At 34.2% G+C, this 23,495-nt stretch carries 20 protein-coding genes; 8 read left to right on the forward strand and 12 right to left on the reverse strand.

Translation table 11 applies throughout. The features are described 5' to 3' along the window. Positions 1–107: 107 nt before the first annotated feature. From HNS40_RS11570 to HNS40_RS11600, 7 genes are all read right to left on the reverse strand, one after another. Positions 108–560, reverse strand: coding sequence for a hypothetical protein (locus HNS40_RS11570; protein ID WP_172280958.1), 453 nt, complete (start codon positions 558–560; stop codon positions 108–110). Between the two features lie 292 nt (positions 561–852). Further along, a complete protein-coding gene (gene nqrF, locus HNS40_RS11575; RefSeq protein WP_172280960.1) occupies positions 853–2,109 on the reverse strand; it encodes an NADH:ubiquinone reductase (Na(+)-transporting) subunit F in 1,257 nt (418 codons plus the stop codon). Positions 2,110–2,127: 18 nt separating this feature from the next. Beyond that, on the reverse strand, positions 2,128–2,745 hold the full coding sequence (nqrE, locus tag HNS40_RS11580; RefSeq protein ID WP_172280962.1) for an NADH:ubiquinone reductase (Na(+)-transporting) subunit E: 618 nt from the start codon (positions 2,743–2,745) through the stop codon (positions 2,128–2,130). A gap of 25 nt (positions 2,746–2,770) precedes the next feature. After that, positions 2,771–3,427: an NADH:ubiquinone reductase (Na(+)-transporting) subunit D gene (locus HNS40_RS11585; RefSeq protein WP_172280964.1), complete on the reverse strand. Its 657-nt coding sequence runs from the start codon at positions 3,425–3,427 to the stop codon at positions 2,771–2,773. Continuing rightward, entirely contained in the window at positions 3,427–4,170 is a 744-nt protein-coding gene (gene nqrC, locus HNS40_RS11590) for an NADH:ubiquinone reductase (Na(+)-transporting) subunit C (RefSeq protein WP_172280966.1), read from the reverse strand. Before nqrC ends, HNS40_RS11585 begins: the two co-directional genes overlap by 1 nt. Before the next feature lie 22 nt (positions 4,171–4,192). After that, a complete protein-coding gene (locus HNS40_RS11595) occupies positions 4,193–5,344 on the reverse strand; it encodes an NADH:ubiquinone reductase (Na(+)-transporting) subunit B (protein ID WP_172280968.1) in 1,152 nt (383 codons plus the stop codon). A 19-nt stretch (positions 5,345–5,363) separates the two neighbouring features. Continuing rightward, positions 5,364–6,713, reverse strand: coding sequence for a Na(+)-translocating NADH-quinone reductase subunit A (locus tag HNS40_RS11600; protein WP_172280970.1), 1,350 nt, complete (start codon positions 6,711–6,713; stop codon positions 5,364–5,366). A 503-nt stretch (positions 6,714–7,216) separates the two neighbouring features. On the opposite strand from HNS40_RS11600, the gene HNS40_RS11605 reads away from it, so the two are divergent. The 6 genes from HNS40_RS11605 to HNS40_RS11630 all read left to right on the forward strand — a co-directional run bounded on the left by HNS40_RS11605 (position 7,217) and on the right by HNS40_RS11630 (position 14,022). Next, on the forward strand, positions 7,217–8,491 hold the full coding sequence (locus HNS40_RS11605) for a DUF5103 domain-containing protein (RefSeq protein ID WP_172280972.1): 1,275 nt from the start codon (positions 7,217–7,219) through the stop codon (positions 8,489–8,491). Between the two features lie 27 nt (positions 8,492–8,518). Further along, on the forward strand, positions 8,519–9,427 hold the full coding sequence (locus tag HNS40_RS11610; RefSeq protein WP_172280974.1) for a DMT family transporter: 909 nt from the start codon (positions 8,519–8,521) through the stop codon (positions 9,425–9,427). Positions 9,428–9,713: 286 nt separating this feature from the next. Beyond that, complete coding sequence (locus HNS40_RS11615) at positions 9,714–10,529, forward strand: DUF3298 and DUF4163 domain-containing protein (RefSeq protein WP_172280976.1); 816 nt, start codon at positions 9,714–9,716, stop codon at positions 10,527–10,529. Between the two features lie 11 nt (positions 10,530–10,540). Next, a complete protein-coding gene (locus tag HNS40_RS11620; protein ID WP_172280978.1) occupies positions 10,541–11,734 on the forward strand; it encodes a glycosyltransferase family 2 protein in 1,194 nt (397 codons plus the stop codon). A gap of 6 nt (positions 11,735–11,740) precedes the next feature. Beyond that, a complete protein-coding gene (locus HNS40_RS11625; RefSeq protein WP_172280980.1) occupies positions 11,741–12,571 on the forward strand; it encodes a class I SAM-dependent methyltransferase in 831 nt (276 codons plus the stop codon). Positions 12,572–12,573: 2 nt separating this feature from the next. Then, positions 12,574–14,022 (forward strand): ATP-binding protein, encoded by a 1,449-nt coding sequence (locus HNS40_RS11630; RefSeq protein WP_172280982.1) that lies wholly within the window; start codon positions 12,574–12,576, stop codon positions 14,020–14,022. Here the strand turns inward: HNS40_RS11630 and HNS40_RS11635 are convergent. After that, complete coding sequence (locus HNS40_RS11635) at positions 14,015–15,301, reverse strand: aspartate kinase (RefSeq protein WP_172280984.1); 1,287 nt, start codon at positions 15,299–15,301, stop codon at positions 14,015–14,017. The two genes, HNS40_RS11630 and HNS40_RS11635, sit on opposite strands and share 8 nt — an antisense overlap. Before the next feature lie 122 nt (positions 15,302–15,423). Between HNS40_RS11635 and HNS40_RS11640 the strand changes: the two genes are divergently transcribed. Further along, a complete protein-coding gene (locus tag HNS40_RS11640; RefSeq protein ID WP_172280986.1) occupies positions 15,424–16,065 on the forward strand; it encodes a hypothetical protein in 642 nt (213 codons plus the stop codon). Here the strand turns inward: HNS40_RS11640 and HNS40_RS11645 are convergent. Genes HNS40_RS11645 through HNS40_RS11660 form a run of 4 tightly spaced genes read right to left on the reverse strand, consistent with a single transcriptional unit; the run spans position 16,043 to position 19,525 of the window. Further along, positions 16,043–16,435, reverse strand: a complete 393-nt coding sequence (locus HNS40_RS11645; RefSeq protein WP_172280988.1) for a hypothetical protein — start codon at positions 16,433–16,435, stop codon at positions 16,043–16,045. The two genes, HNS40_RS11640 and HNS40_RS11645, sit on opposite strands and share 23 nt — an antisense overlap. Positions 16,436–16,478: 43 nt before the next feature. After that, positions 16,479–17,609: a hypothetical protein gene (locus HNS40_RS11650; RefSeq protein ID WP_172280990.1), complete on the reverse strand. Its 1,131-nt coding sequence runs from the start codon at positions 17,607–17,609 to the stop codon at positions 16,479–16,481. Beyond that, a complete protein-coding gene (locus tag HNS40_RS11655; RefSeq protein ID WP_172280992.1) occupies positions 17,606–18,907 on the reverse strand; it encodes a phenylacetate--CoA ligase family protein in 1,302 nt (433 codons plus the stop codon). The genes HNS40_RS11650 and HNS40_RS11655 overlap by 4 nt, the downstream gene beginning before the upstream one ends. Before the next feature lie 3 nt (positions 18,908–18,910). Beyond that, on the reverse strand, positions 18,911–19,525 hold the full coding sequence (locus tag HNS40_RS11660; RefSeq protein WP_172280994.1) for a YigZ family protein: 615 nt from the start codon (positions 19,523–19,525) through the stop codon (positions 18,911–18,913). A 337-nt stretch (positions 19,526–19,862) separates the two neighbouring features. On the opposite strand from HNS40_RS11660, the gene HNS40_RS11665 reads away from it, so the two are divergent. Then, entirely contained in the window at positions 19,863–23,483 is a 3,621-nt protein-coding gene (locus tag HNS40_RS11665; protein ID WP_172280996.1) for a hybrid sensor histidine kinase/response regulator, read from the forward strand. Positions 23,484–23,495 lie beyond the last annotated feature (12 nt).

A 23,495-nucleotide genomic window follows, 5' to 3' on the forward strand; every position in this document is an offset into this window, starting at 1 on the left:
TAGAATGTTCAATCATTTTCTCATATAAGCATTAATTCATAAAAGCATTGAAGCATCGAGCTATTGAATCAGGGCAAACTTTGTTCTACTTTTCCTTTGTACTTGTCTTATAATTTATCTAGAAACCTGTAAATAGCACTGATTTCTAGCGTAGCACCCTGATACCTGTGTAGATAATCTATCGTTTTGAGTTTGCTTAAAGGAAATGCTAATCGAGAGATTACCAAATGTCTGAATAAAACATCATCTATTTGGTTTAAGCCGATGAACTCAAATATTTTCCCAAAAATTAACTCTGGACCTATTGTTTGAATATTTGAATTATTCAAGGAGCTAAAAGCACTTCTTATTAACTCATCAGGTTTCGACTCGAACAATACTAATTGGCCTTGGTGTCCTAGTGTTTGTATTTCTTGTTTTGCTTCCTGTTCAAGTTTCTCAATATCGTGCTGCATAGTGGCGCAACCTATTGTCTTAATCACTTTATAATGACCTTTTGACTTGTTAATAATCTGAATACTAATGCTTCCAGATGTATTTTTCTTTCTCCGAATAAACATAAATTATCTTTGGGACACCCAAATACAAAATAAATGTATTGAATATCAAATAGTTTAGTGGGTGTCCCGAAAAAGTGACGAAAACAAGACATTGTTAGAAATTGCTTTCGGGTGTCCCATTGACGAAAACAAGAAGAAGAAGCTTGTGATATACTAAAAAAAAGCCTCAGAACAAATGTTCTGAGGCTTTCAATCTTATATTTGTTGGAGATATACTGACGAATTTATTTTCGATAAATTGTCAGCATAGACGATTGTAAAATTTTAATCTCGATTAAAATTACAATTCGTATTAGCCTCCAAAGTCATCAAAGGCAATGTTCTCTGGAGGAACTCCCATATCGTCAAGCATCTTAAATACCGCTTGATTCATCATTGGAGGACCACAAAGATAATATTCGATTTCTTCTGGCTCTTCGTGCTTCATTAGATATTCATCTTGAATTACCTGATGAATAAATCCAGTATAACCAGTCCAATTGTCTTCTTTCATAGGTTCTGAAAGGGCAATATGGAATTTGAAGTTTGGAAAGTCTTTTTCAATAGCTTCAAACTGATCTACATAGAACAATTCGCGTGCAGAACGACCACCATACCAGAAAGTAGCCTTACGCCCCGTTTTCTTGGTGTGGAATAAGTCGAAGATATGAGAACGCATCGGAGCCATACCAGCACCACCACCAATAAACATCATTTCTTTCTCAGTAGGTTTGATGAAGAACTCACCATAAGGTCCTGAAACCATAACCTTATCACCTGGTTTACGAGAGAAAATGAAAGAAGAACAAATACCTGGATTCACATTCATGAAACCATTAGTTTTTCTATCGAACGGAGGAGTTGCAATACGAATATTCAGCATCACGATGTTTCCTTCGGCAGGGTGGTTAGCCATAGAGTAAGCACGATAAATTGGCTCTGGATTCTTCATTTGAAGATCCCACATCTTAAATTTATCCCAATCTTCTCTATATTCTTCACCAATTTCCATACCCTTGAAGTCAACGGTAATTTTTGGTACATCAATTTGGATATATCCACCTGAGCGGAAGTCCATCACTTCACCTTCTGGCATTCTAACCACAAATTCCTTAATAAAGGTAGCCACACTGTCGTTGGAAACCACAGTACATTCCCATTTCTTAATACCGAAAACTTCGGCAGGAATTTCCACTTCCATATCTTCTCTAACTTTCACCTGGCAAGCCAAACGATAATTAGCCATCTGCTCTTTACGAGAGAAAAATGGAGCTTCAGTTGGAAGTAGTGTACCTCCTCCAGATTCTACTTTACACTCACACATACCGCAAGTTCCACCTCCACCACATGCGGAAGGAAGGAATATTTTCTCAGCAGACATGGTACTTAATAAAGTTGATCCAGGAGAAGTAATCATTTCTTTTTCTCCGTTAATCGTTATTTTTACATCTCCCTGAGGAGTCAATTTTTTCTTGGCAAAAAGTAGCACCATCACCAGTAAAAGAATAATGGTTAAAAACACCACTATACTGCTGATTACTACTGTACCTAATCCTATAGTTAATAACATAGCTTCTAGTTTTTTGGTTTATAATTTAATACCAAGGAAGCTCATGAAAGCAATTCCCATTAGTCCTGTGATAATAAAAGTAATACCAATTCCCTTTAATGGTCCGGGAACATTAGAATACTTAATTTTTTCTCGAATGGCTGCAATACCAACAATAGCGAGGAACCAACCAATACCAGAACCCAATGCAAATGATGTAGCTTGAGCCAATGATTGATACTCTCTTTCTTGCATAAACAATGAACCACCTAAGATGGCACAGTTTACAGCAATTAATGGTAAGAAGATACCCAATGAAGCATATAATGCTGGAGAAAATTTCTCAACAATCATTTCCACTAATTGTACCATGGATGCAATAACAGCAATGAACATGATAAAACTAAGGAAACTCAAATCAACATCAATAAATTCGCTATCTAACCACACTAATGCGCCTGGCTTTAATAGGAATTCATTCATTAAATATCCAATAGGCACGGTAATTCCTAACACGAAGATAACTGCTAAACCCAGTCCAACAGAAGTCTTCACTGTTTTAGAAACCGCAATATAAGAACACATGCCTAAGAAATAGGCAAATACCATATTATCTATAAATATGGATTTTACAAATATGTTTAATAATTCTTGCATTTCTTTTTCTTTAGAGGTTTAACAATTAGTCTTTGATTAATTCAGGATTTCTGCTTCTTTGTACCCAAATAATAATTCCAGTTGCTATTAAAGCCATTGGAGGAAGAATCATCAATCCATTATTAACATAACCTATATCGTATAATCCTATGGTTTCGAACACATTCCATCCTAAGATAGTTCCAGAACCAAATAACTCTCTAAAGAAAGCAATAATGATGAGGATTAAACCATAACCAATGGAATTACCAACGCCGTCTAAGAAAGAAGGCCAAGGTTTATTCGCCATAGAGAATGCTTCGAAACGTCCCATAATAATACAGTTGGTAATAATTAAACCCACAAACACTGAAAGCTGCTTGCTCACTTCATAAGCGAAAGCTTTTAATACTTGGTCAACTAAAATTACCAATGCCGCAATTACCACTAATTGGACGATAATACGAATTCTTTGAGGAATGGTATTTCTCAATAAAGAGATCACCACATTTCCTATCCCCAATACAAATAATACAGAAATTGACATCACAATAGCTGGTTCCAGTTTTGCTGTAACCGCTAATGCAGAGCAGATTCCCAATACTTGTACTGTAATAGGATTGTCTTTGCCTATTGCATTTGAAATCAGCTTTCTGTTTTTAGCAGAAAACAATGATTCTTTTTCTTGTACTTGATCGCTCATTATTTCTGATTTTTAATATATGGAACATAGTTTTTCAGACAGTCTTTCATCATGTCGTCAACACCAACAGAGGTGATAGTACCACCTGAGATAGCATCTACAGCATGATTTTGCATATTAGCAGGAAGTGTTTGAGCTCCACCTTTTTGAATAGTCACGGAAACAAATTCTCCGCTCTTATTAAAAATAGATTTGCCTACAAACTGTGATTCGAAGATTGGCGTGCTAATTTCAGCACCTAAACCAGGAGTTTCACCTTTATGATCGAAAATCACACCTACGACTGTGTTAAAGTCATCTTCAAGAGCAATATTTCCCCAAACAGGGCCCCAAAGTCCTTTTCCTAACATAGGAATGACATAAAAGGTTTTGCCTTGATTTTTTAAAACATATAGAGGTGATATAAATGCCTCACCTTGGCTTTGTTTAAATTGCTCTGCTTTAATGTTTACATCAAAAGCACGAGCATCGCCACTAAGTTTTCCATTTTCAAATGTTCCAACTATTTCCCCCTTAGCATCAACTACTAATTCTTGTGTGACGTATTTACTATACAGTTCTTCTGCATTTTCCGGAGTCGATTCAATATTAACAGAAGCTAATATCGAAGACATCTTCTCATTTTTAATATTCTGTTGCTGCATAGGCTTCAAAAGCGTTGCAGCCGTGGATAAAATTGCCGCAACAATCACAACCATTACTACAGAATAAATAAAAATGTATGAGTTACTATTACTATTCATTTCTAATTAATTTTAATGATTATTACGCAGCTATTTTTTTCATTCTATTCAATCTTCTCTTGATGTTTCCAGCTACCACATAATGATCGATTAGAGGAGCAAAAACATTCAATAAAAGAATCGCCAACATCATTCCTTCTGGATAAGCAGGATTCACCACACGAATCAATACCGCCATGAGTCCAATTAGGAAACCATAGATATATTTACCTCTGTTGGTTTGAGCAGCAGAGACTGGGTCGGTAGCCATAAATACAGCACCAAAAGCAAATCCACCAATCAATAGGTGCATGTGAGCAGGAAGTGTCATATAGGCATTAGCTCCAATTAAATTGAAAACCAATCCCATTAAATAACCACCAGCAAATACACTAAACATGACTCTCCAACTGGCAATACCAGTGAATAATAAAATAACAGCACCAATTAAAATAGCCAGTGTACTAGTTTCACCAACAGAACCTGGAATGGTTCCTATAAAAGATTCCATAACAGATGGTAATTCAGGTAATTTATCTGTTGCAGTAAGAAGATGTCCTAGAGGAGTAGCTCCTGTAGTACCATCTACTTGTTCAGCTATCCAAACTTTGTCACCACTCATTTGAGAAGGATAAGCAAAGAAGAGGAAAGCACGAGCTAGAAGAGCAGGGTTGACGATATTCATACCCGTTCCACCAAATACTTCCTTACCAATGATAACGGCAAAAATAGTTGCCAATCCTACCATCCATAAAGGAGTAGATACAGGAATAATTAAAGGGATTAGGAAACCTGAAACTAGGTAACCTTCGTTCACCTCATGTCCTCTCATTTGAGCGAAGATAAATTCCACACCCAAACCTACTACATAAGAAACGATTACCAATGGCAATACTTTCAAGAAACCATAGAAAAAGGTTTCCATAAATGTAGCAGTCTCGTTAATATTTAGAAAATGCTGATAACCCACATTCCACATACCAAACAACAAAGCTGGCATTGCTGCGATTACCACCAAAAACATAGTTCTCTTTAAATCCACACCGTCGCGAATGTGACTTCCTTTTTTGGTCACATGTCCCGGAACAAAAAGAAAGGTATCAAAAGCATCAAAAGTTGAATGCAGATACTGATACTTTCCTCCCTTTTGAAAATTCGGGCGGACTTTATCCATAAATTTTTGTAAAGCCTTCATTTATTTTTTGATTTTTTGATTAACTCATTTCTTTTCTTAAAAACTCAAGACCGTCGTGAATAATGGACTGGATTTCAATCTTAGAAGTGCTGATAAATTCCAATAATGCGAAATCCTCTGCTTCTACTTCATAAATCCCTAATTGTTCCATCATGTCAATATCTTCAGCCATCACCGCTTTGATCAATTGCATTGGATAAATATCGAAAGGGAATACCTCTTCGAACTTTCCTGTCACCACAAAAGCACGTTCACCACCTTTCATATTAGTATCTAGTTTATATTTTTTATTCGGCGTTAACCAAGAAAACATAGACTTATAATAACTAAACTGATCGGTATTTGGCATAATCCAGCCTAGGAATCGCTGATCCGTTCCCTCTGGTAGAACTGTTATTTGATGATCGTAAGCCCCAAGGAAACCTGTAAGTTCCACTTGACTACCAGTTAACGGATTACCACTAACAAAGCGCTTTTCAACATCACTTATATTATCCTGCAGAATATCGTGTAAACAAACTCCCGAAGAAGTTTTGATATAACGAGGTTTTAAAACTTCAGAACCGGTAATAGCGATAATTTTCTCGCTACATACTTTTCCTGTTAAGAATAACTGACCAATGTTTATTACATCCTGAGGATTCACTACCCAAACTACTTCTCCTTTATTGATAGGATTGAGAGCCGCAATTTGTGGACCAACCATTCCAGATGGATACTTTCCCTTAAACTCGTTTACTTGAACATTTTTACTATTCAAGAGCACTTTAGTTTTAGTAAGATCTGAGTGGATATTCACATTTACTTTTCCTTCAGTTAGTTTAGTTAAAGCATCTAAACCAGCTTGGAAAGCCTCCCCTTTTCCATGAAGAATAAAATCGTAATCAGGTCCTAGTGGTGCATTATCAAAACCAGAAATAAAAATAGCCTTTGGTTGGGCCTCTGGATTGGCAATAACAGAATATGGTCTTTGTTTTATCATTGACCATAAACCACTCTTTAATAATTTTTCGGTAACTGACTCTTTGTTTAATTTGGTAGGATCTGCTACTCCAAAATCTAATGATTCGCTTTTTGAATCTGCTGTAATGATAATCTCCAACAGTTTTCTCTTCGCTCCTCTTTTGATTTCAGATACTTCTCCACTTACTGGTGAAGTAAAAACTATATTGTCTCGATATTTATCGAAAAATATCGGTGTACCTGCTTTAACCTTGTCTCCTTCTTTTACTAAAAGTTTAGGAAAAACTCCTGTAAAATCAGTAGGTTTAAGCGCAATTCGTTTTGCTAGAACTTCGGTTATAGTTTTTTCAGCCTCACCAACCAGTTTAATATCAAGCCCCTTTTTAATCGTTGTAATTGTTGACATAAATATATGATTGACTGAAATTGTTAATTTCTAAACAGTATTTTTATTATTGTGCAAAAATAAACAATCAATTTATTTTTACGAGATATATTTTCAATTTGTTGTTAATCTAAATTATTGCGCCTGTAGAGTATTTATCTACTTCATTTATAGCACTAAAATACTTAATTATCTTGAAAAACCATAAAAAAATCGCTCCTTATAATTCTCTGAATTCATGCCACTTAAAAACATATTTAGATTTTTATATATGAATAAACTCGCATATGTTTCCCTATTTTGCAATAAATACAATATTACGCTGTTTTTTAATTAACAGAAAAATTTTTGGAGCTAAAACATCATAGAATAAACTGATATAAATCAGGTTTTGTCGTGTTTTGTTATAAAAATGCAAAATTGTCATTTTTTTTAAAAGCTGTTTTTCAGTTTAAATTTGTTATTACTTTAGCATAATTATTGCTTACTTGTAAACCAAAGATCAAAATTATAAATCACCCTTTATGAAACTCAAAAGCATAACTCTTTTTTTATTAGCCAATTTACTAATAAACATGGCTTTAATTGCTCAAAAGCCCTATTGGGACGAGTACTTTTCCGACAATATCGAGACTGTCCAATTGACTCCTCCCGGTGAACCTTTAGGCGATCCTTTTTTAGTATTAAACGATAAGAATAGTAAATTACACCTGAGCTTCGATATGTTTGGGACAGAATATCAATCATTGGAGTATACATTAATCCATTGCGATGCCGATTGGTTTGCATCTGATTTATTACCAAATGAATACCTTGATGGATATACAGAAGCTTATATTAATGACTATGAATACTCAATCAATACCAAACAACCTTATATCCACTATAAAGCAAACCTGCCCAAGAGCGATATGATGATCACCAAATCTGGAAATTACATTTTAAAAGTGTACCCTGAGGACGAGGATGACAAACCTTTATTTATTAAAAGATTTATGGTAATAGATTCTAGAGCTACCGTTGGAGGAAAAGTAAACAGGACAAGTGATCCAAGTATTAGGAAAACACATCAGGAAGTCGATTTCCAAGTTAATATCACTTATCTAGGAAGCCAGTTTCCATCTAAAGAATTAAGAGTATTTGTTCGTCAGAACCAAAGATGGGACAATATAAAAAAGGATCTTCAACCATTGAGTATTAGCAATGGTGTTATGGACTTTGACTTGGATAAAGAAAATGTATTCCCTGGATTAAATACATTTAGATATTTCGATTTCAGTAGCCAAAGATATAATTCAGAATATTTAGATAGAATCGATGTTAGTGGTGCTATTGATGAAGTTTATCTTCTTCCTTCACAGATAAGAAGAGGTCAAGAGTATGTTGGGGATCCAGATTTCCATGGCGTATATTTTATTGAAACAAAAGATTGGGCCAACTCAAGAGTAGAAGCAGAATATAGCGATGTCCACTTCTCTATGGCTTATAATGTGCCTTTATTAGATGGTGAAGTTTACGTTCTCGGCGAACTGACCAATTGGAATATAACACCCTATAATAAAATGACTTATAACTACGAAAAGAAAGCATACGAAACCACTCTGTTTTTAAAACAAGGTTACTATAGTTATATGTATGCTTTTCTTCCAACGGATGCTAAAACTGCAGATGTTGCATTCTTTGAGGGTAGCCATTATCAAACACAAAACTTCTATTATGTCTTTATTTACTTCCGAGCTCCTGGCACCACATACGATCAATTAGTAGGTATGACTTTATTTAGAGATTACTCTATATAAGCAACTCTTTCATAACAAAAAACGATAATGCCAAATCATCTTAAGGGGATTATTTTCGCCTCTATTACTGCTTTTTTCTGGGGATTTTTAGCCATTGCACTCAAAGTAGCTACCGATTCGTTCAATGTAACCAATTTGGTATGGTTTAGGTTTACCTTTGCCTTTATGGTGATGTTAGGATATTTTGCTATTAAAGATCCCCAAAAACTCAAAATACTCATCCATCCGCCTTTGCTAGCCCTACTTGCAGCTTTAGGATTAGCACTGAATTATTATGGATTTACTAGTGGAATAAATCATACCTCCCCCAGCACAGCCCAAATAGTTATTCAACTGGGACCAATCTCATTAGGTTTAGTCGGTTATCTTTTCTTTAAAGAGAAGATTGGAAAGACGCAAATAATGGGATTTGGAGTTGCATTTATAGGATTAGCTTTTTTCTATTACAATCAAGTTTCAAAAATTATAGACAGCGAAATCAATGTCTTTAATATGGGATTTATATGGATAGTTATTGCTGCTTTAGCTTGGCTTACCTATGCCAGTTTGCAAAAGATTTTAGTTAAGAAACACGATAGCCAAATGCTCAACCTTATCATCTTTGGTTTACCTGCATTAATCTACACTCCTTTTGTATCCTTTGGAGACTTTCATGGAATTGGACTTAATAACTGGTTATTACTATTATTTCTAGGAGCAAATACCGTGATTGCTTATGGCTGTTTATCACTAGCTTTTAAATATACCGATGTTAACAAAGTATCAGTTATTATAACACTTAATCCTATCATTACTTTTATAGTAATGGCCATACTCTATCAAATGGACGTAAGCTGGATAAATACTGAAAAAATGGATCTACACACATGGCTTGGCGCTCTAATGGTCATTACTGGTGCAGTGATGGTGGTCTATTTTAAGAAGAAAGAAAAGTAGCTTGATGATTGACACTTGGTGCAGAGAGACATAGCAAGCTGGTGACTTGAAGAGCTGGTGAGCTATGGAAAACGAGTATCATGGTCATTAATCAGCACTAATTCTCTAAATCCGTGTCATCAGGGTCCTTGATGCTGGGTACTGTCAATCCATCATTTTATCCCATTGAAATCTATCTGAAATCCTTGCTTCAACAAATCCAATTTCTCTATTGCTTACTCTTCAATTTTTTCTTATATTAGATTTCGGAAATTTATCATTGAAATCATTTATAAAAAACTATTGAATGAACAAAATAAATCTTTACAAACCTATCTCTATTGCCCTAATATTATGTGCTTTAGTATTTTCTTCTTGTAAAAATGAAGCCAAAGAAGAAGCTAGTTTAACATTCACAGAGTACAGCATATCTGAAGAAATTTATTTGTTTGGAAACGAAAACTATCCCGCTTTTAATCTGGATGTTCACATCAAACTTCCTGAGGACAAAATGACCTATCAAGGCCTTAGACAAGCCATGATGAAGAGCTATTTTGACTCTTTATACCTTCCTCAGAAAACAATTCAAGAAAATCTAGAAGCATTAGCCCAAGCGCACGTATCTGAATACAGAGCCATTGAGAAGGAACTCGTACTCGACAGTATGGATATAGGCTCAAGCTATAATTGGGAAATGATTGTAAACAATCAGGTATTAAAACATAATCAATACTTTGTTTCATTTATGAATGAAATTTTCTCATTCACTGGTGGTGCTCATGGAAATACTATCAGGAACCATTATGTTTTTGATGTAAAAAATGACAAATTACTATCTGCCGGAGACCTCCTCAACCTATCTAAATGTGAAGACATCATAGAACTACAAAAAAAATCAGCTGAAAAAGCAGGAATTATCCTTGATGATATTTTTACAGGTGGCTTTAGATGCAATAACAACTTCTACCTCATTGAAGAAGGCTTTATATTTCATTACGATCAATACGAAATTGCAAGTTATGCTGACGGGCCTATCGATATTTTTATTAGCTTTACAGAAATAGCTCCTTTTTTGCTTGACGAACAACTGGCAGAAAAGCTTTTTAGTGAAACCAACAATTAAAAAAATATATTATGCTAAGTCTAAAAATTATATTCTGGGTATTCTTATTTATCATATTCTATGCCTATGTAGGCTATGGAATTTTACTATTTTTCTTAGTGAGAATTAAAAGATTATTTGTCAAGAAAAAAGGCATTTACGATCCAAGCTATGAACCAGAAGTTACACTCTTTGTCGCCGCATATAATGAGAAAGATTATGTAGACGAGAAAGTAAATAATAGCTTCAGTTTAGAATATCCACAAGAAAAAGTAAAACAAGTTTGGGTAACCGATGGTTCTGATGATGGAACTCCAGATTTGCTCCAAAAATATACCGATAGAGGCGTTGAAGTATATCACGAGGATGCCAGAGGAGGTAAAATTGGAGCCATGAACCGAGGTTTGGCTTTTGTTAAAACCCCTATCGTTATTTTCTCTGATGGAAATACCAACTTGGGTCATGAAAGCATCAGAAGAATCGTAAATATGTTTAGCGACCCGAAAGTGGGTTGTGTTTCTGGTGAGAAAAGAATCTACCAAAAAGATAGTGATTCCGCTGCTGGAACAGAAGGTATATACTGGAAGTATGAGTCTACATTAAAAAAGTGGGATGCGGAACTTTATTCTGTTGTTGGTGCTGCGGGTGAATTATTCGCCATTAGAACCAGCCTATACGAACATGTGGAAAAAGACACCCTCCTCGATGACTTTATCATCAGTTTAAGAGTGGCCATGAAAGGCTATACCATACAATACGATCCTGAGGCTTATGCCATAGAAACCTCCTCAGCCAATGTAAAAGAGGAATTGAAAAGAAAAATCAGAATATCTGCAGGAGGAATCCAAAGTATTGTTAGAATGGCTCCCCTATTGAATATCTTCAAATATGGAACTTTAAGTTTCCAGTATATCTCGCACCGAGTGCTTAGATGGACGCTTGCGCCGCTTGGATTACTTATCCTTTTAATTACTAATTTATTCATCACAGCACAAGAAGGCTTTTTCAATTTCGAAAGCATTTTTACCTGGTTCATGTGGGGGCAAGTCGTATTCTATGCTGCAGCATTATTAGGATGGTTCTTCGAAAACAGGCAGATAAAAGTAAAAATACTATTTATCCCCTATTATTTCTTCATTATGAATCTATCTGTCTATCTAGGATTCAGAAGATATATCAAAGGGAACCAATCAGTTAAATGGGAAAGAGCACAACGTGCAAAATAAAATATTATGGGATTCCTACGAAGAGTGAGTAAAAAAGTCATCCCTTTTTGGATGGGACAAAAATTAAGAGGAGCTTATCAAAAATCTCTTGGTTTATATTATAGAGGCAATCAATATTATTGCCCATTTTGTGGTTATAGCTTTTCAAAAATGCTTGAAGACGGGTTTGATTTACCAGTGATCATAGAGAAAGAAATTATCGGTAGTGGTAGACGAGAAAACTGCACCTGCCCAAGATGCTTTAGCAAAGACAGAGATAGACTAATTTATCTATATCTTGAAAACAAAACCCAGGTTTTTTTTGAACCCAACAAAATTTTACACATTGCTCCAGAAGCATGGCTTAAAGAAATGTTCAGAAAGCTTCCGAACATTGACTATACCTGTGGTGTAAAAGAAGTCGAAGGAATGGGCTATTATTACGATAGAATGACCCGCGAACTGGATATAACCAATTTGGAGATGAAAGATAATCTTTATGATATTGTCATTTGCAATCATGTTTTGGAGCATATTTATGATGATGATATTGCCATGTCTGAAATATATCGTGTTTTAAAACCAGGAGGATGGGCCATTCTGCAAGTTCCCATCTCCCCTATTATTGAAGAATCTATTGAAGACCAAGATGTCATTTCGAAAAAAGGTAGAGAAAAACATTTTGGACAATTCGATCATGTTCGAATATATGGACAAGATTATTTCAAAAGACTTCAAAAAGTAGGTTTCGAAACCCAAAGGCTTCATCCAGTAAAAGATAATTGGAATATTGCAAACCTTAAAAAGTATGCTTTAAACAATAAAGAAGAATTATTTATCGCCACTAAACCTCTTTAACAATGGAGAATAATGCATTTATCAACAGTAGTGTTTTTAATCCTTGGGTTCTTGTACTCCTTTTTATCATTCTGATAATTATCCTTATCTCAAGGTATTATACGAGAATTTCTAAAAGAAAAATCTCTTCCTTAGAGGAACAATTAAAGAAATACTCTAAAGAAAACAAGGAATTTAAAAATCAATTTGAGGAAATTGTAAGAAGTAAGACCAAGGATGTTCATCAGCAGCTAGAAATAAAAGACAAAGCCATTATTCACAGAAAGATAGCTTTAAAAAAAGCCAATGAAGCCAACTACTTAAAGAATGCATTTTTGGCCAGTATGAGCCACGAAATAAGGACTCCCTTGAGTAGTATCATCGGATTTTCAAATATGTTACTTTCTGAGCTTTCATTACTAGAAAAACCAGACCTTTACGAATACGCACAAGGCATAGCCTCCAGCAGCACGAAATTACTAACCCTATTAGATAATTTAATAGATATTAGTAGAGTTGATGCCAATAATTTCGATATTCTACTGCAAGACTCAAACCTAAACACTTCGCTGGAAAATGTCTTTCAAATATATAGAATAAAGGCACAAGAGAAGCATTTAACTATGAATTTTGTACCTACAAAAATTCCAAATTCAAAATTTGATAAATCAGTCATTGAAAAAATAATTTCACTCATTATTGATAACGCCATAAAATACACAAAACACGGCTTTATCAATTTAAGCACCTTGTTTAAAGCAAAAGAAGAACTCATCATCATCAGAATAAAAGACACCGGAGTTGGAATTGATGATAAATTCGTTCCGGTTCTTTTCGATCCTTTCCGACAAGAAAGTTTAGGATATAGTAAAAATCAACAAGGTGCTGGCCTCGGGCTTCCTTTGGTGAAAAAACTCCTTGCCCTCATTGATGGTGATATTACAGTAAAAACCAAAAAGGGAGAAGGAAGTGTGTTTAGTATTTATCTACCCTATTTAAAAGCCGAGCAGAATACCATAGCTACCCCACAAAAAACCAAACAGAAAAAAGTAAATACACCAAATTTAAAGCTGAAACGAACTCCCAAAATCTTAGTGGTAGAAGATGATAAAATGAATAGACTCGTATTTAAAAAAATGTTGGGTGATATTTCAGAACTGCATATTTGCTCCGATGGAGACAAAGCCATTAGTTATGTGCAAAATCATTTCGATAACAAAGACCATTTCGACATTGTATTAATGGATATCAATCTACCAGCACCTTGGGATGGGATAGAATTAAGTAAAGAATTAAAAAGCAGACATAAAGGATTGCAAGAAACTCCTTTTATTGCGCAAACTGCTTATGCTATGGCTGGCGATAGAGAACGAATGTTGAAATCAGGTTTTGATGATTATATATCGAAACCTATAGAAAGATCGGAATTATTCCACATTATTGAAAATAACCTAAACCAGAAACTTAGTTAAGAATAGGCAATAACTTTAGCTCAAACTCTTCTTCACTCATTAATACCTGATAGGTAGATCTGTTTCTTTGCTCCAGCTTGAATCTTAGCAAATCGTATATTTTCTCAATAAGTGCTACATCATAATGACGAATAGTGACTAATACCTGATTTTCATTATATCGAAGTTCAAATTTATCAGCTAATTCTTGAATGAGGCTATGAAAATGAGCATGATTAAAATCTACACAAACAGAAAAACTGATGGCTGAATTCTGAATCAAATTAATATGGTGTTGATGCTTGGCCAATATCTGAAAAGCCAAACCCATATTCTCCGCATCCATAAAACTAAAATCACGAGGAACCAAACTAATGAGAACTTGGTTTTTCTTCACGATAAAAGAAGAAGGCAAATTTTCATTCTTCTTTTTTGATGCTACAGTTGTGCCCAATTTCTCAGGATAATAAAAAGAACGAACCCTTAGATTTATCTTTTTCTTTTGAAGTGGCTGAATAGTTTTGGGATGAATGATACTAGCGCCATAAAATGCCAACTCCACAGCATCGCGATAAGATAACTCAGGAATAAGTTTTGTTTTCTCAAATATCTTAGGATCGGCATTATAAACACCATCCACATCTTTCCAAATAGTAACTTCCGAAACATCAAGAGCATAAGCTAATAAGGCAGCTGTATAATCCGAACCCTCACGTCCGAGCGTAGTGGTATTTCCTAATTCATTGTGAGCAATAAAACCTTGTACCACGCTAATACCATTATAATTGGAGGAGGCTTCTCTAATGGTATCCACTGTTTTTTCTAGTTGAACTCGTGCCGCTCTATAATTATCATCAGTCAAGATGAGTTGACGAGCATCTAGCCATCGACTTTCAAGTCTTGACTCCTCCATATAAGCATGAATGATTTTGGTAGAGAATATTTCTCCCATGGAAACAATTTGATCATACTCATAATCGTATGACATTAATTCTTTCAACCCAAGTCTATATTCTAATAAATCGAAATCAGAATTCAATAATTTTTTTACTTTTTCAAAATCAGAAATGAGTTCTCTGCAAATATGGAGATGCTGCTTTTTAAAAGTTTCAAATGCTTCTTTAAAAGAATGACCAGAAAAGCGTAGTCCCAACATTCTCTCTAAAGCATTTGTAGATTTACCCATGGCAGAAACCACTATCATTAGTGGTTCACGATCCGTCTTACTGACTATTTTTGCCAAATTCCGAATGCCATTTACATCTTTCACTGATGCTCCACCAAATTTATAAACCTTCATAGTATATTTTTTACAAAAATATTCAATAATATTTAACAGACTATTGATTTATTAAAAGGAAAAGGAGTAAAATTATTGTCTGCACTTTGCTATTTTTGCAGCTTCTTTAAAAAAAGCAACAAATGATTAATTTCTATAATATCACCGACCGTCAAAACCAAGAGTATTACGAAGCTATAGAAGTTTATAAAGCTGGAACACCAGACGAACTTCAATTAAAAACGGAAGTAATTGATGAGAAGATGGATAGCGGAAATGCAGTTATCATTATGGCTAAACAGAATGTGATGCCAGCATTTATGGCTTTACTCTGGAAGCTGGAAGGAACTGATTTTATAGTAAACGAAATCATCTCTGTCATCCCTTCTTTTAAAGATGTGCCTTTTGGAAAAATGTATTTTGATGTTCTAAAGCACTCTGATTATTATCAAAATAATCATATTTTATTCGAAGCAGAAGATCCAGAATTTGGTGATAAAATAGAAAGGACAGAAAGAATCAATTACTTGCTGACCCATGGTTTTCAGTGGGTTAAAAATGTAAAAACTATTGTTCCTCATCCCACAGGCGATTCCCATGAAAATACGCTGTTAATGCTTCTTACCCAAGATAGATTTATTGAATTCTCTCTAGAGGACATCAAAAAACTATTGATCAAACTATATAAAGACTTATATCACACTGAGGAAGACACTTATATCTTAAAAGAAATATTAGCTCATCTGCCTGAAGAGATCGAAATTACTGGGAAATATGAAGTCTAGATTTATGAATATTACTATCTTTAGACTTAAAAAGCTGCTCTTTCACTTCTAATTTTATTATTAGAATGTGAATACAATTGTGCAACAGCATTAGAACAATTATTCCTAAAAAGAATGGAGAAACCTCAACGTAATCCATATTCAAATTAGATTCAATTGCTAATAAAATAAACACAATTAAGCTTATTGAAAATGAATTAATAGTGAGTGACTTTAAAAAGCTTAATATTTTTACAGATTCAACTACTCCCTTATCGTCTACAACATATAAAGCTTTAGGTTTTTTTAATCCATCATTCCATCGAAGGCTTACTTGAAACTTATTTAAACCTTCTTTTTTTACTAATACTCTTTTATTTGATTTGAGCATACTCAATTGTTAATCAAAAAATCTTTTCATTTTTAAAGTATGCTTATGTAAAATTCTTCTGTTTTAGTGGGTTTGCATAAAGCTGAAAGAACATCTTCTTTAGCTCTTCATCGCGACATCCTACCATTTTATAAAGCTCCTCTAAGCGTTCTAACATCTGTTGCTCAATATCTGAATCATAATGCTCGCTATTTTCCTGAGTATTATTTAACTGATCAAAAGCCCAGTATTGATTAGGGAATATCTTATAATATTTATAAACCTGACTATCGATAAAACGAGCCACTTCCGTATGGATATTATGCTTGTCTAGGCCTTCCTGATTCTGTTCCAAAAACTCGTTAACAGATGTACCAAAAGCCATATGAATTCTTCCTTTTGGCTGTATAATGCCATGAAGCACACTATTTAGATCCTCCCCTGATTGTTTCTCATATTTTCCTACTTTCGACAAATACAACTCTCTAAGCTTCATCAAATCACAAGGTTCCCATTCGTATGAAGTAATCACAGGAAGAATATTAATTTGCTTAAAAGCCTCCAGAGGATTCTTTCTATCATAGGTAGTTAACATTTTTAAAACAGTAGAATCTGTTTTATCCAAACCATCTTTTGTTCTTCCTTTTCTTTGAGCTATCCATGCCGATATCTTCTTTTCAGTTATGGTATTGTGCATATAGGCCGACAAGCGCTTTGAGTTTTCAAGCATTTCGCGAGGACTCCCTTCTCTAAACACGGTAAACATCCTGTTGGTTTTACCGAAATCAATAATAAAATCGTTGACCATTAGATTACTACCAAATGTAATCTCACTGGTTTCCAATCCATTATCAACCATAACGACTTGTAATATAGCTGAATCCAATAAAATATCTCTATGATTGGCTACAAAAACCGAAGGTCCATTATTCACTAATGATTCTACATTTTCTGTACTTAAGCCATCACTCGATTTCTCCAATATCCGCTTAATGGCACGATACATAAAGAGTTTCTGAAACTCAAAATTGGTAGATACTGAGGCTAACTCATTAAAAATAATAGGTTGTTCCTCTTTTGTAAATAAATAGTCCAAAGCCATCTGAAAATGTGGATGCTTGGTCATGCGCAAAACTGCATTAGGTACCTCATCATTATTATATGGTCTAATATCAGAATATATATCTTCTATCATGTGTTTTTTCTTAAATCGATGAATACTATCGGTTTCCTACTTGTTTCTGGATATTTATTTTTGGTTATGGTATCCTTATCAACGAGCTTAACATGAGGAGCTACTCTTAATTTGGCTCGAAAATGATCTTTTATTGTTTTTATAAATTGAGTGGTATTATTTGTAGATAAAATATTTATCTGAATATCGTCTGTTCCAATATGGTTCGTTGAAACTTCGATAAAATAATCGATAATATCATTAAAATCGGCCAAAACATCGTAAAGTGCTGCTGGATATAAGGTCGTTCCTTTATACTTTATCATTTGCTTACGGCGACCAATAACAGGCCCCACTCGCAAACTCGATCTTCCACAAGAACACTTCTCCGTATATCTATAGGCAATATCTCCGGTTTTAAAACGCAATAATGGCATGCCTTCAACTCCCAAAGTGGTCACTGTAATTTCTCCTGGTTCACCTTCCCCTACATTTTTATTATTCTCATCGAGGAATTCAGTTATAATTAAATCGGGATGCTCATGCCCACCAGTGCAACTGGGACATTCATTATAAGCAGTACTCATTTCAGTACTGGCATAGGTAGAATATAATTCGAGATCCCATTTCGACTTGATTCTTTCGGCCAAAGTAGACAAGCTAAAATCTTGATTCCTCAAGGGCTCGCCAATACAAATGGCTTTTTTAACGGAGCTGTTTTTATAATCAATACCATGTTGTTCTGCATATTCTATAACTTTCAATATAAAGCTTGGAACCGCAATAATTACTGTTGGTTTAATCCTTTTAATAGTATCCCACTGCAATTCTGGAATTCCATTTCCTACTCTTACTATTCCAGCGCCTAATTTTCGAGCGCCCAAGAAATAAGCCAATCCTGCCATAAAACGCCTGTCGATTGTAGTCATTAACTGAATAACATCAGTCTTTGCAACCCCACAAACTTTAAACGACATGCATTCATTATAGGCTAAACGATCTAAATCATTATCAGTTAAAGCAAAGGTTACAGGATCACCCATAGTTCCAGAAGTAGTAATATAGTCTATAATATCTTCTTTAGTAACACAGGTAAAGGCTTCATTATTTAAAAACAAATCGTCTTTTGTAGTCACCGGAATTTTCTGCAAATCTTCTACTGACTCAATACTATCAAAATCAATTCGATGAGATTTAAACAGTTGCTGATAGAATTTAGAATTCGTTTTCAGATAAGAAATCAAAGTTTTCAATTGTTCTTCTTGAAATAGTCTTATTTCATCCCTCGATTTCCATTCTATATCAGGTGATAAATTCATATTCTAAATGGTTTTCTCATACTTAATAGACAAAGTGTGTATTTTCCTAAACTTCTCAAAGACTCGTTCGCTCTCCAATTTCCTAACTGAAAACTTCAGTTTACAATCTATTCCAAAATCTTGATCAAATTGCTCTAACTCCTCATCCTTCAATATCTTCATTACAATATTCATATCGGGATATTGGAAAGTTACCTTAAACACATCCTTTATGTAAAGAATATTGATTTGAGCTTGATCAAGGGCATCTTTTGTTGCAGTCTTATAGGCATTTATTAAGCCTGGAATCCCCAATTTGGTTCCTCCAAAATAGCGAATAACTACCACAAGAATATTGGTTAAATCATAGCTTTGAAGTTGTCCATAGATAGGACGGCCCGCACTTCCAGATGGCTCACCATCATCATTAATTCTATAGGCTAATTTATCAGGATTCAGCACCCAAGAATAGCAATGATGACGGGCATCATAATACTTCTTTCTTAATTCTTGTAAATGCTCTTTTATTTCATCTTCGTTTTTTACCAAAAATGAGTGAGAAATAAATTTACTCCCTCTATCTTTAAAAAAGCCTTCTGTAGATTCGTTTATTTCTTTGTAAATATCTTCAAATAGCATATACAATCTTTATGATGCGAAAATAGCAAAGCTAACTGAGCTTTCAAAGTAGATATGAGAATAATACTATAATGAAATTATGAAGAAAGATCATGGAAACTATTATCAGCATAAAAAACCCATCTTAAATAAATATTTCTAAATAAGCTACAATCAAAAGCTAATTTCTAAACCCATATTGAAGCATGGCCCCAGAGTAACCTCTTTGTATGAAGCTATTAGCTAGTAAATCTATATTCTAGAGTTAGAGTTATAAAGATTACTTTGTTAAAGCTATTATAATGAGTCTTTGATGGCATCGTATTTTTTTGTAATTTAGTATAAATAAATAATCCGCATGAATTTGAAAAATCATTTATTAAAATGCACTCCAATATTGAGTTTGATATTCTTAATCAACCTCTTTGCTTTTAGTAATACAGAGAACAAAATAGCATCACTCTACTCTACCCGTAATTGGACAACCGACAATGGATTACCTAGCAGCGCCATTTTAGATATTCATCAATCAAAAGAAGGGTACATTTGGTTACTTACCTACAACGGGCTATTGAGATATGATGGAGTTGAATTTTTCAGATTTGACAAAAACAATTCTGATTACTTTAACACCAATAATATATTTGCCATTACCGAAACGGAAGACTCCACTTTATGGTTTGGTTCATATGGACATGGAATAATTAAATACAAAAATGAAGAATTCACTAAAATAGAAACGCCTGATTTCTTTGTCCAGCAAATTTATGCAGAGAATAATCAAAAAATATGGATTGGCACTAAGAATAGTGGTGTCTACCTGCTTGACAATTCCAGAAACACTATTTCTAAAATAGATTTTGAAGCCCTCAACAAAACCAGCATCAGCTTTTTAGGCAAATCTCCAGATGGTTGGATATGGATAGGCACAGAAAGCAAAGGAATTTTCCTCTATAAAGATGGAAATCTCAAGCAATTTGACAGACAGAATATAGCTGCATTAAAAGAAATTCAACACATCCTATTTGCTCCAAATGGAAATATTTTCTTCTCCACCTACTCGGGCTTATACATCAAGGAAAATTCTAAAATAAAAAAAATCTGGAGTTTAAATGGAGTTGAAACCAATCATTGCCTGCTCAGCAAAGACAAAAGGGTGATCATCTCCACTTCAAATGGCTTATACCATAGCGATCTTTCTGGACAACATATGGAAGCTTATCAAAATAACAGCAATCTGAGAGTGATAAAAACCATTGAAGATAAAGAAGGTTCACTATGGTCTGGGACATACAGAAATGGTTTATATCAAATTATTGACAATGCTTTCTTAACCTATACTGCGGAAGAAGGTTTGGCGACTAATTCTATTGGAGGGATTTGTGAATTAAAAAACGGATCCATATTGATTGGATCCATCAATGGGAAAATAAATCTGATAAAAAATGGGCGTATATCGAATTTCCCAATTCAACATGCTCTTCAGGGTAATAAAATATACGGAATTACTGAGGATTCTAAAGGGAATATTTGGATATGTACTTATATCGGAGTCATCAAAAAGCTTCCTAACGGAAATGAAATTCTCTATAGCACCACAAATGGTCTAAGAGGTAAATTAAGCAGATTAGCTTTTGAAGATAGCAATGGAAATATATGGATAGGAACAAGAGCCAATGGGATTAGTAGATTTGATGGGAAAAGATGGTCTTATTTCAACAAGAGCAATGGGTTATCCTCAAATTTCATTCTTGGAATTGATGAAGATTTAAATGGAAACATCATCATTAGTACCGATAATGGAGGAATAAATATTATTTCCCCTAGTGGTGAAATTAATATTCTCAATACAAATTCTGGTCTTGCTAACAATTTATGTTTCAACACCTATGTTGACAAAGATAATTCGTATTGGGTGGCCACTAAAACTGGGATTTCTCATATTACTGAGAACAATATTTTCAATTTTGGCAGTGAGAAAAGCATCCCTACCGATGCTGTCTTTGATATCATTCCTGATCAAAAAGGGAATTTTTGGCTGACCACAAATATTGGCATTATTAAAGTGAGTATAGCAGAACTGATAAAAGCTCAAACAAACTCTAAGGTTAAAATCAACTGGAAAATATATGATAAAAGAAGTGGTTTAGGTGCATATGAATGTGCAGGAGCAACGGCATCATTAATATCCAAAAAAAATGAGATCTGGGTCCCATCCATAGATGGGTTAATATGTATTAAAACAAACAAAGAAGAAAAGAACCACGGAACACCAAAAATAGTCATTAACAATATTGAAATAGACAGTATAAATTACAACTCTATTGAAAATATAAAGCTAACATCAGGTAGACATCGTTTTACCTTTAGCTATGCTAGCCTGTCTTACTCTTGCCCACAAAACATCAAATACCAAGTTAAACTTAATGGCTATGATACAAAGTGGATAAAAATGGGTGATAAAACTACTATTACCTATACCAACCTTCCTCCTGGAGTGTTTGATTTCCAAGTAAAAGCAGACAATGGTCATAATGAATGGGGAATTGCTTCAGTAAAAAATAGTATAATAATTGAGCCTCTTTTTACACAGACAGTCTGGTTTTACCTTATCCTCCTTACTTTTGCCATATTTATTGGCATAATTATGTACAGAATTAGAGTCAACACCCTTAGACAAAAAGAATCTGATCTTAAAGATTTGGTTAAAAATAGGACCACCGAATTACAAAGAAATATGGACACCCTTTTGCAAGAAATTGTGGAAAGAAAAAGAATTGAGAACGAACTTATTGCTGCTAAAGAAAAAGCCGATTCGGCTAACAAAAGTAAAAGTGAATTCCTTGCCAACATGAGTCATGAAATTAGAACTCCAATGAATGGAATCATAGGCATGACCGACCTACTCAAACAAACTAAATTAGATGAAAAACAAGTCGACTTTACTAAAACCATACACCAATCTGCAAATAATTTACTTTCTCTAATCAACGATATCCTCGACTTCTCAAAAATTGAAGCAGGCCAAATTGACTTTGAGAATATCGATTTTGATATCACCAAAGTTATTAATGAGATTATCGAAATTTTTAAGTTTAAAATACAAGAAAGCAAACTTACCTTCTCAAGTGAAATATCAAAAGAAATACCAATTTGGGTGAAAGGCGATCCTCATCGTTTGAAACAAGTTTTAATTAATCTTTTGAATAATGCCATCAAGTTTACCAAAGTTGGAGGAGTCACCTTAAAAGTATATCCTATCAAACTTACCAATACACATACTCGAATTAAATTCGATATCATAGATACAGGAATTGGTATTTCAAACTCTGGAATCAAGAAACTCTTTCAATCTTTTTCTCAAATTGACAGTAGTACAACTAGAATATATGGTGGTACTGGACTTGGGCTTGCCATTTCTAAAAACATAACCACACTAATGGGAGGAGATATTGGTGTAGAAAGTAAAGAAGGGGTAGGATCCACATTTTGGTTCTGGATTGATTATGATAAATCAATGAAAACGCATTTTATTGAACAAAAGAAAGAAGAAGATATTACCAAAAAATCTATGGCAATGAGCGAAGACCACCCAAACCCTAGGCAATTCACTATCCTTTTGGCAGAAGACAACCCTATCAATCAAAAAGTTGCAAAAATGCACTTAGAAAGATTGGGTCATAAGGTTGAAACCGCAGCAAATGGCCAAATTGCTTTAGATATGTATACCAAGAATAATTATGACCTTATTTTTATGGATATTCAAATGCCAGAAATGGATGGCATTGAATCCACAAAAAGAATAAGAGAATTTGAGGAAGATATCAAACAAGCGGAACCCATAAAAATTATCGCACTAACTGCCAATGCAATGAAAGGTGATAAAGAAGCATGTCTAGATGCTGGAATGAACGATTATATGAGTAAGCCTTTTAAACCAGAGGAACTAAAAAGAATGTTAAACACAATATTTAAATAAAACTTTTTAAAA

It is taken from the genome of Lentimicrobium sp. S6 (assembly GCF_013166635.1).
Taxonomy (GTDB): domain Bacteria; phylum Bacteroidota; class Bacteroidia; order Bacteroidales; family UBA12170; genus UBA12170.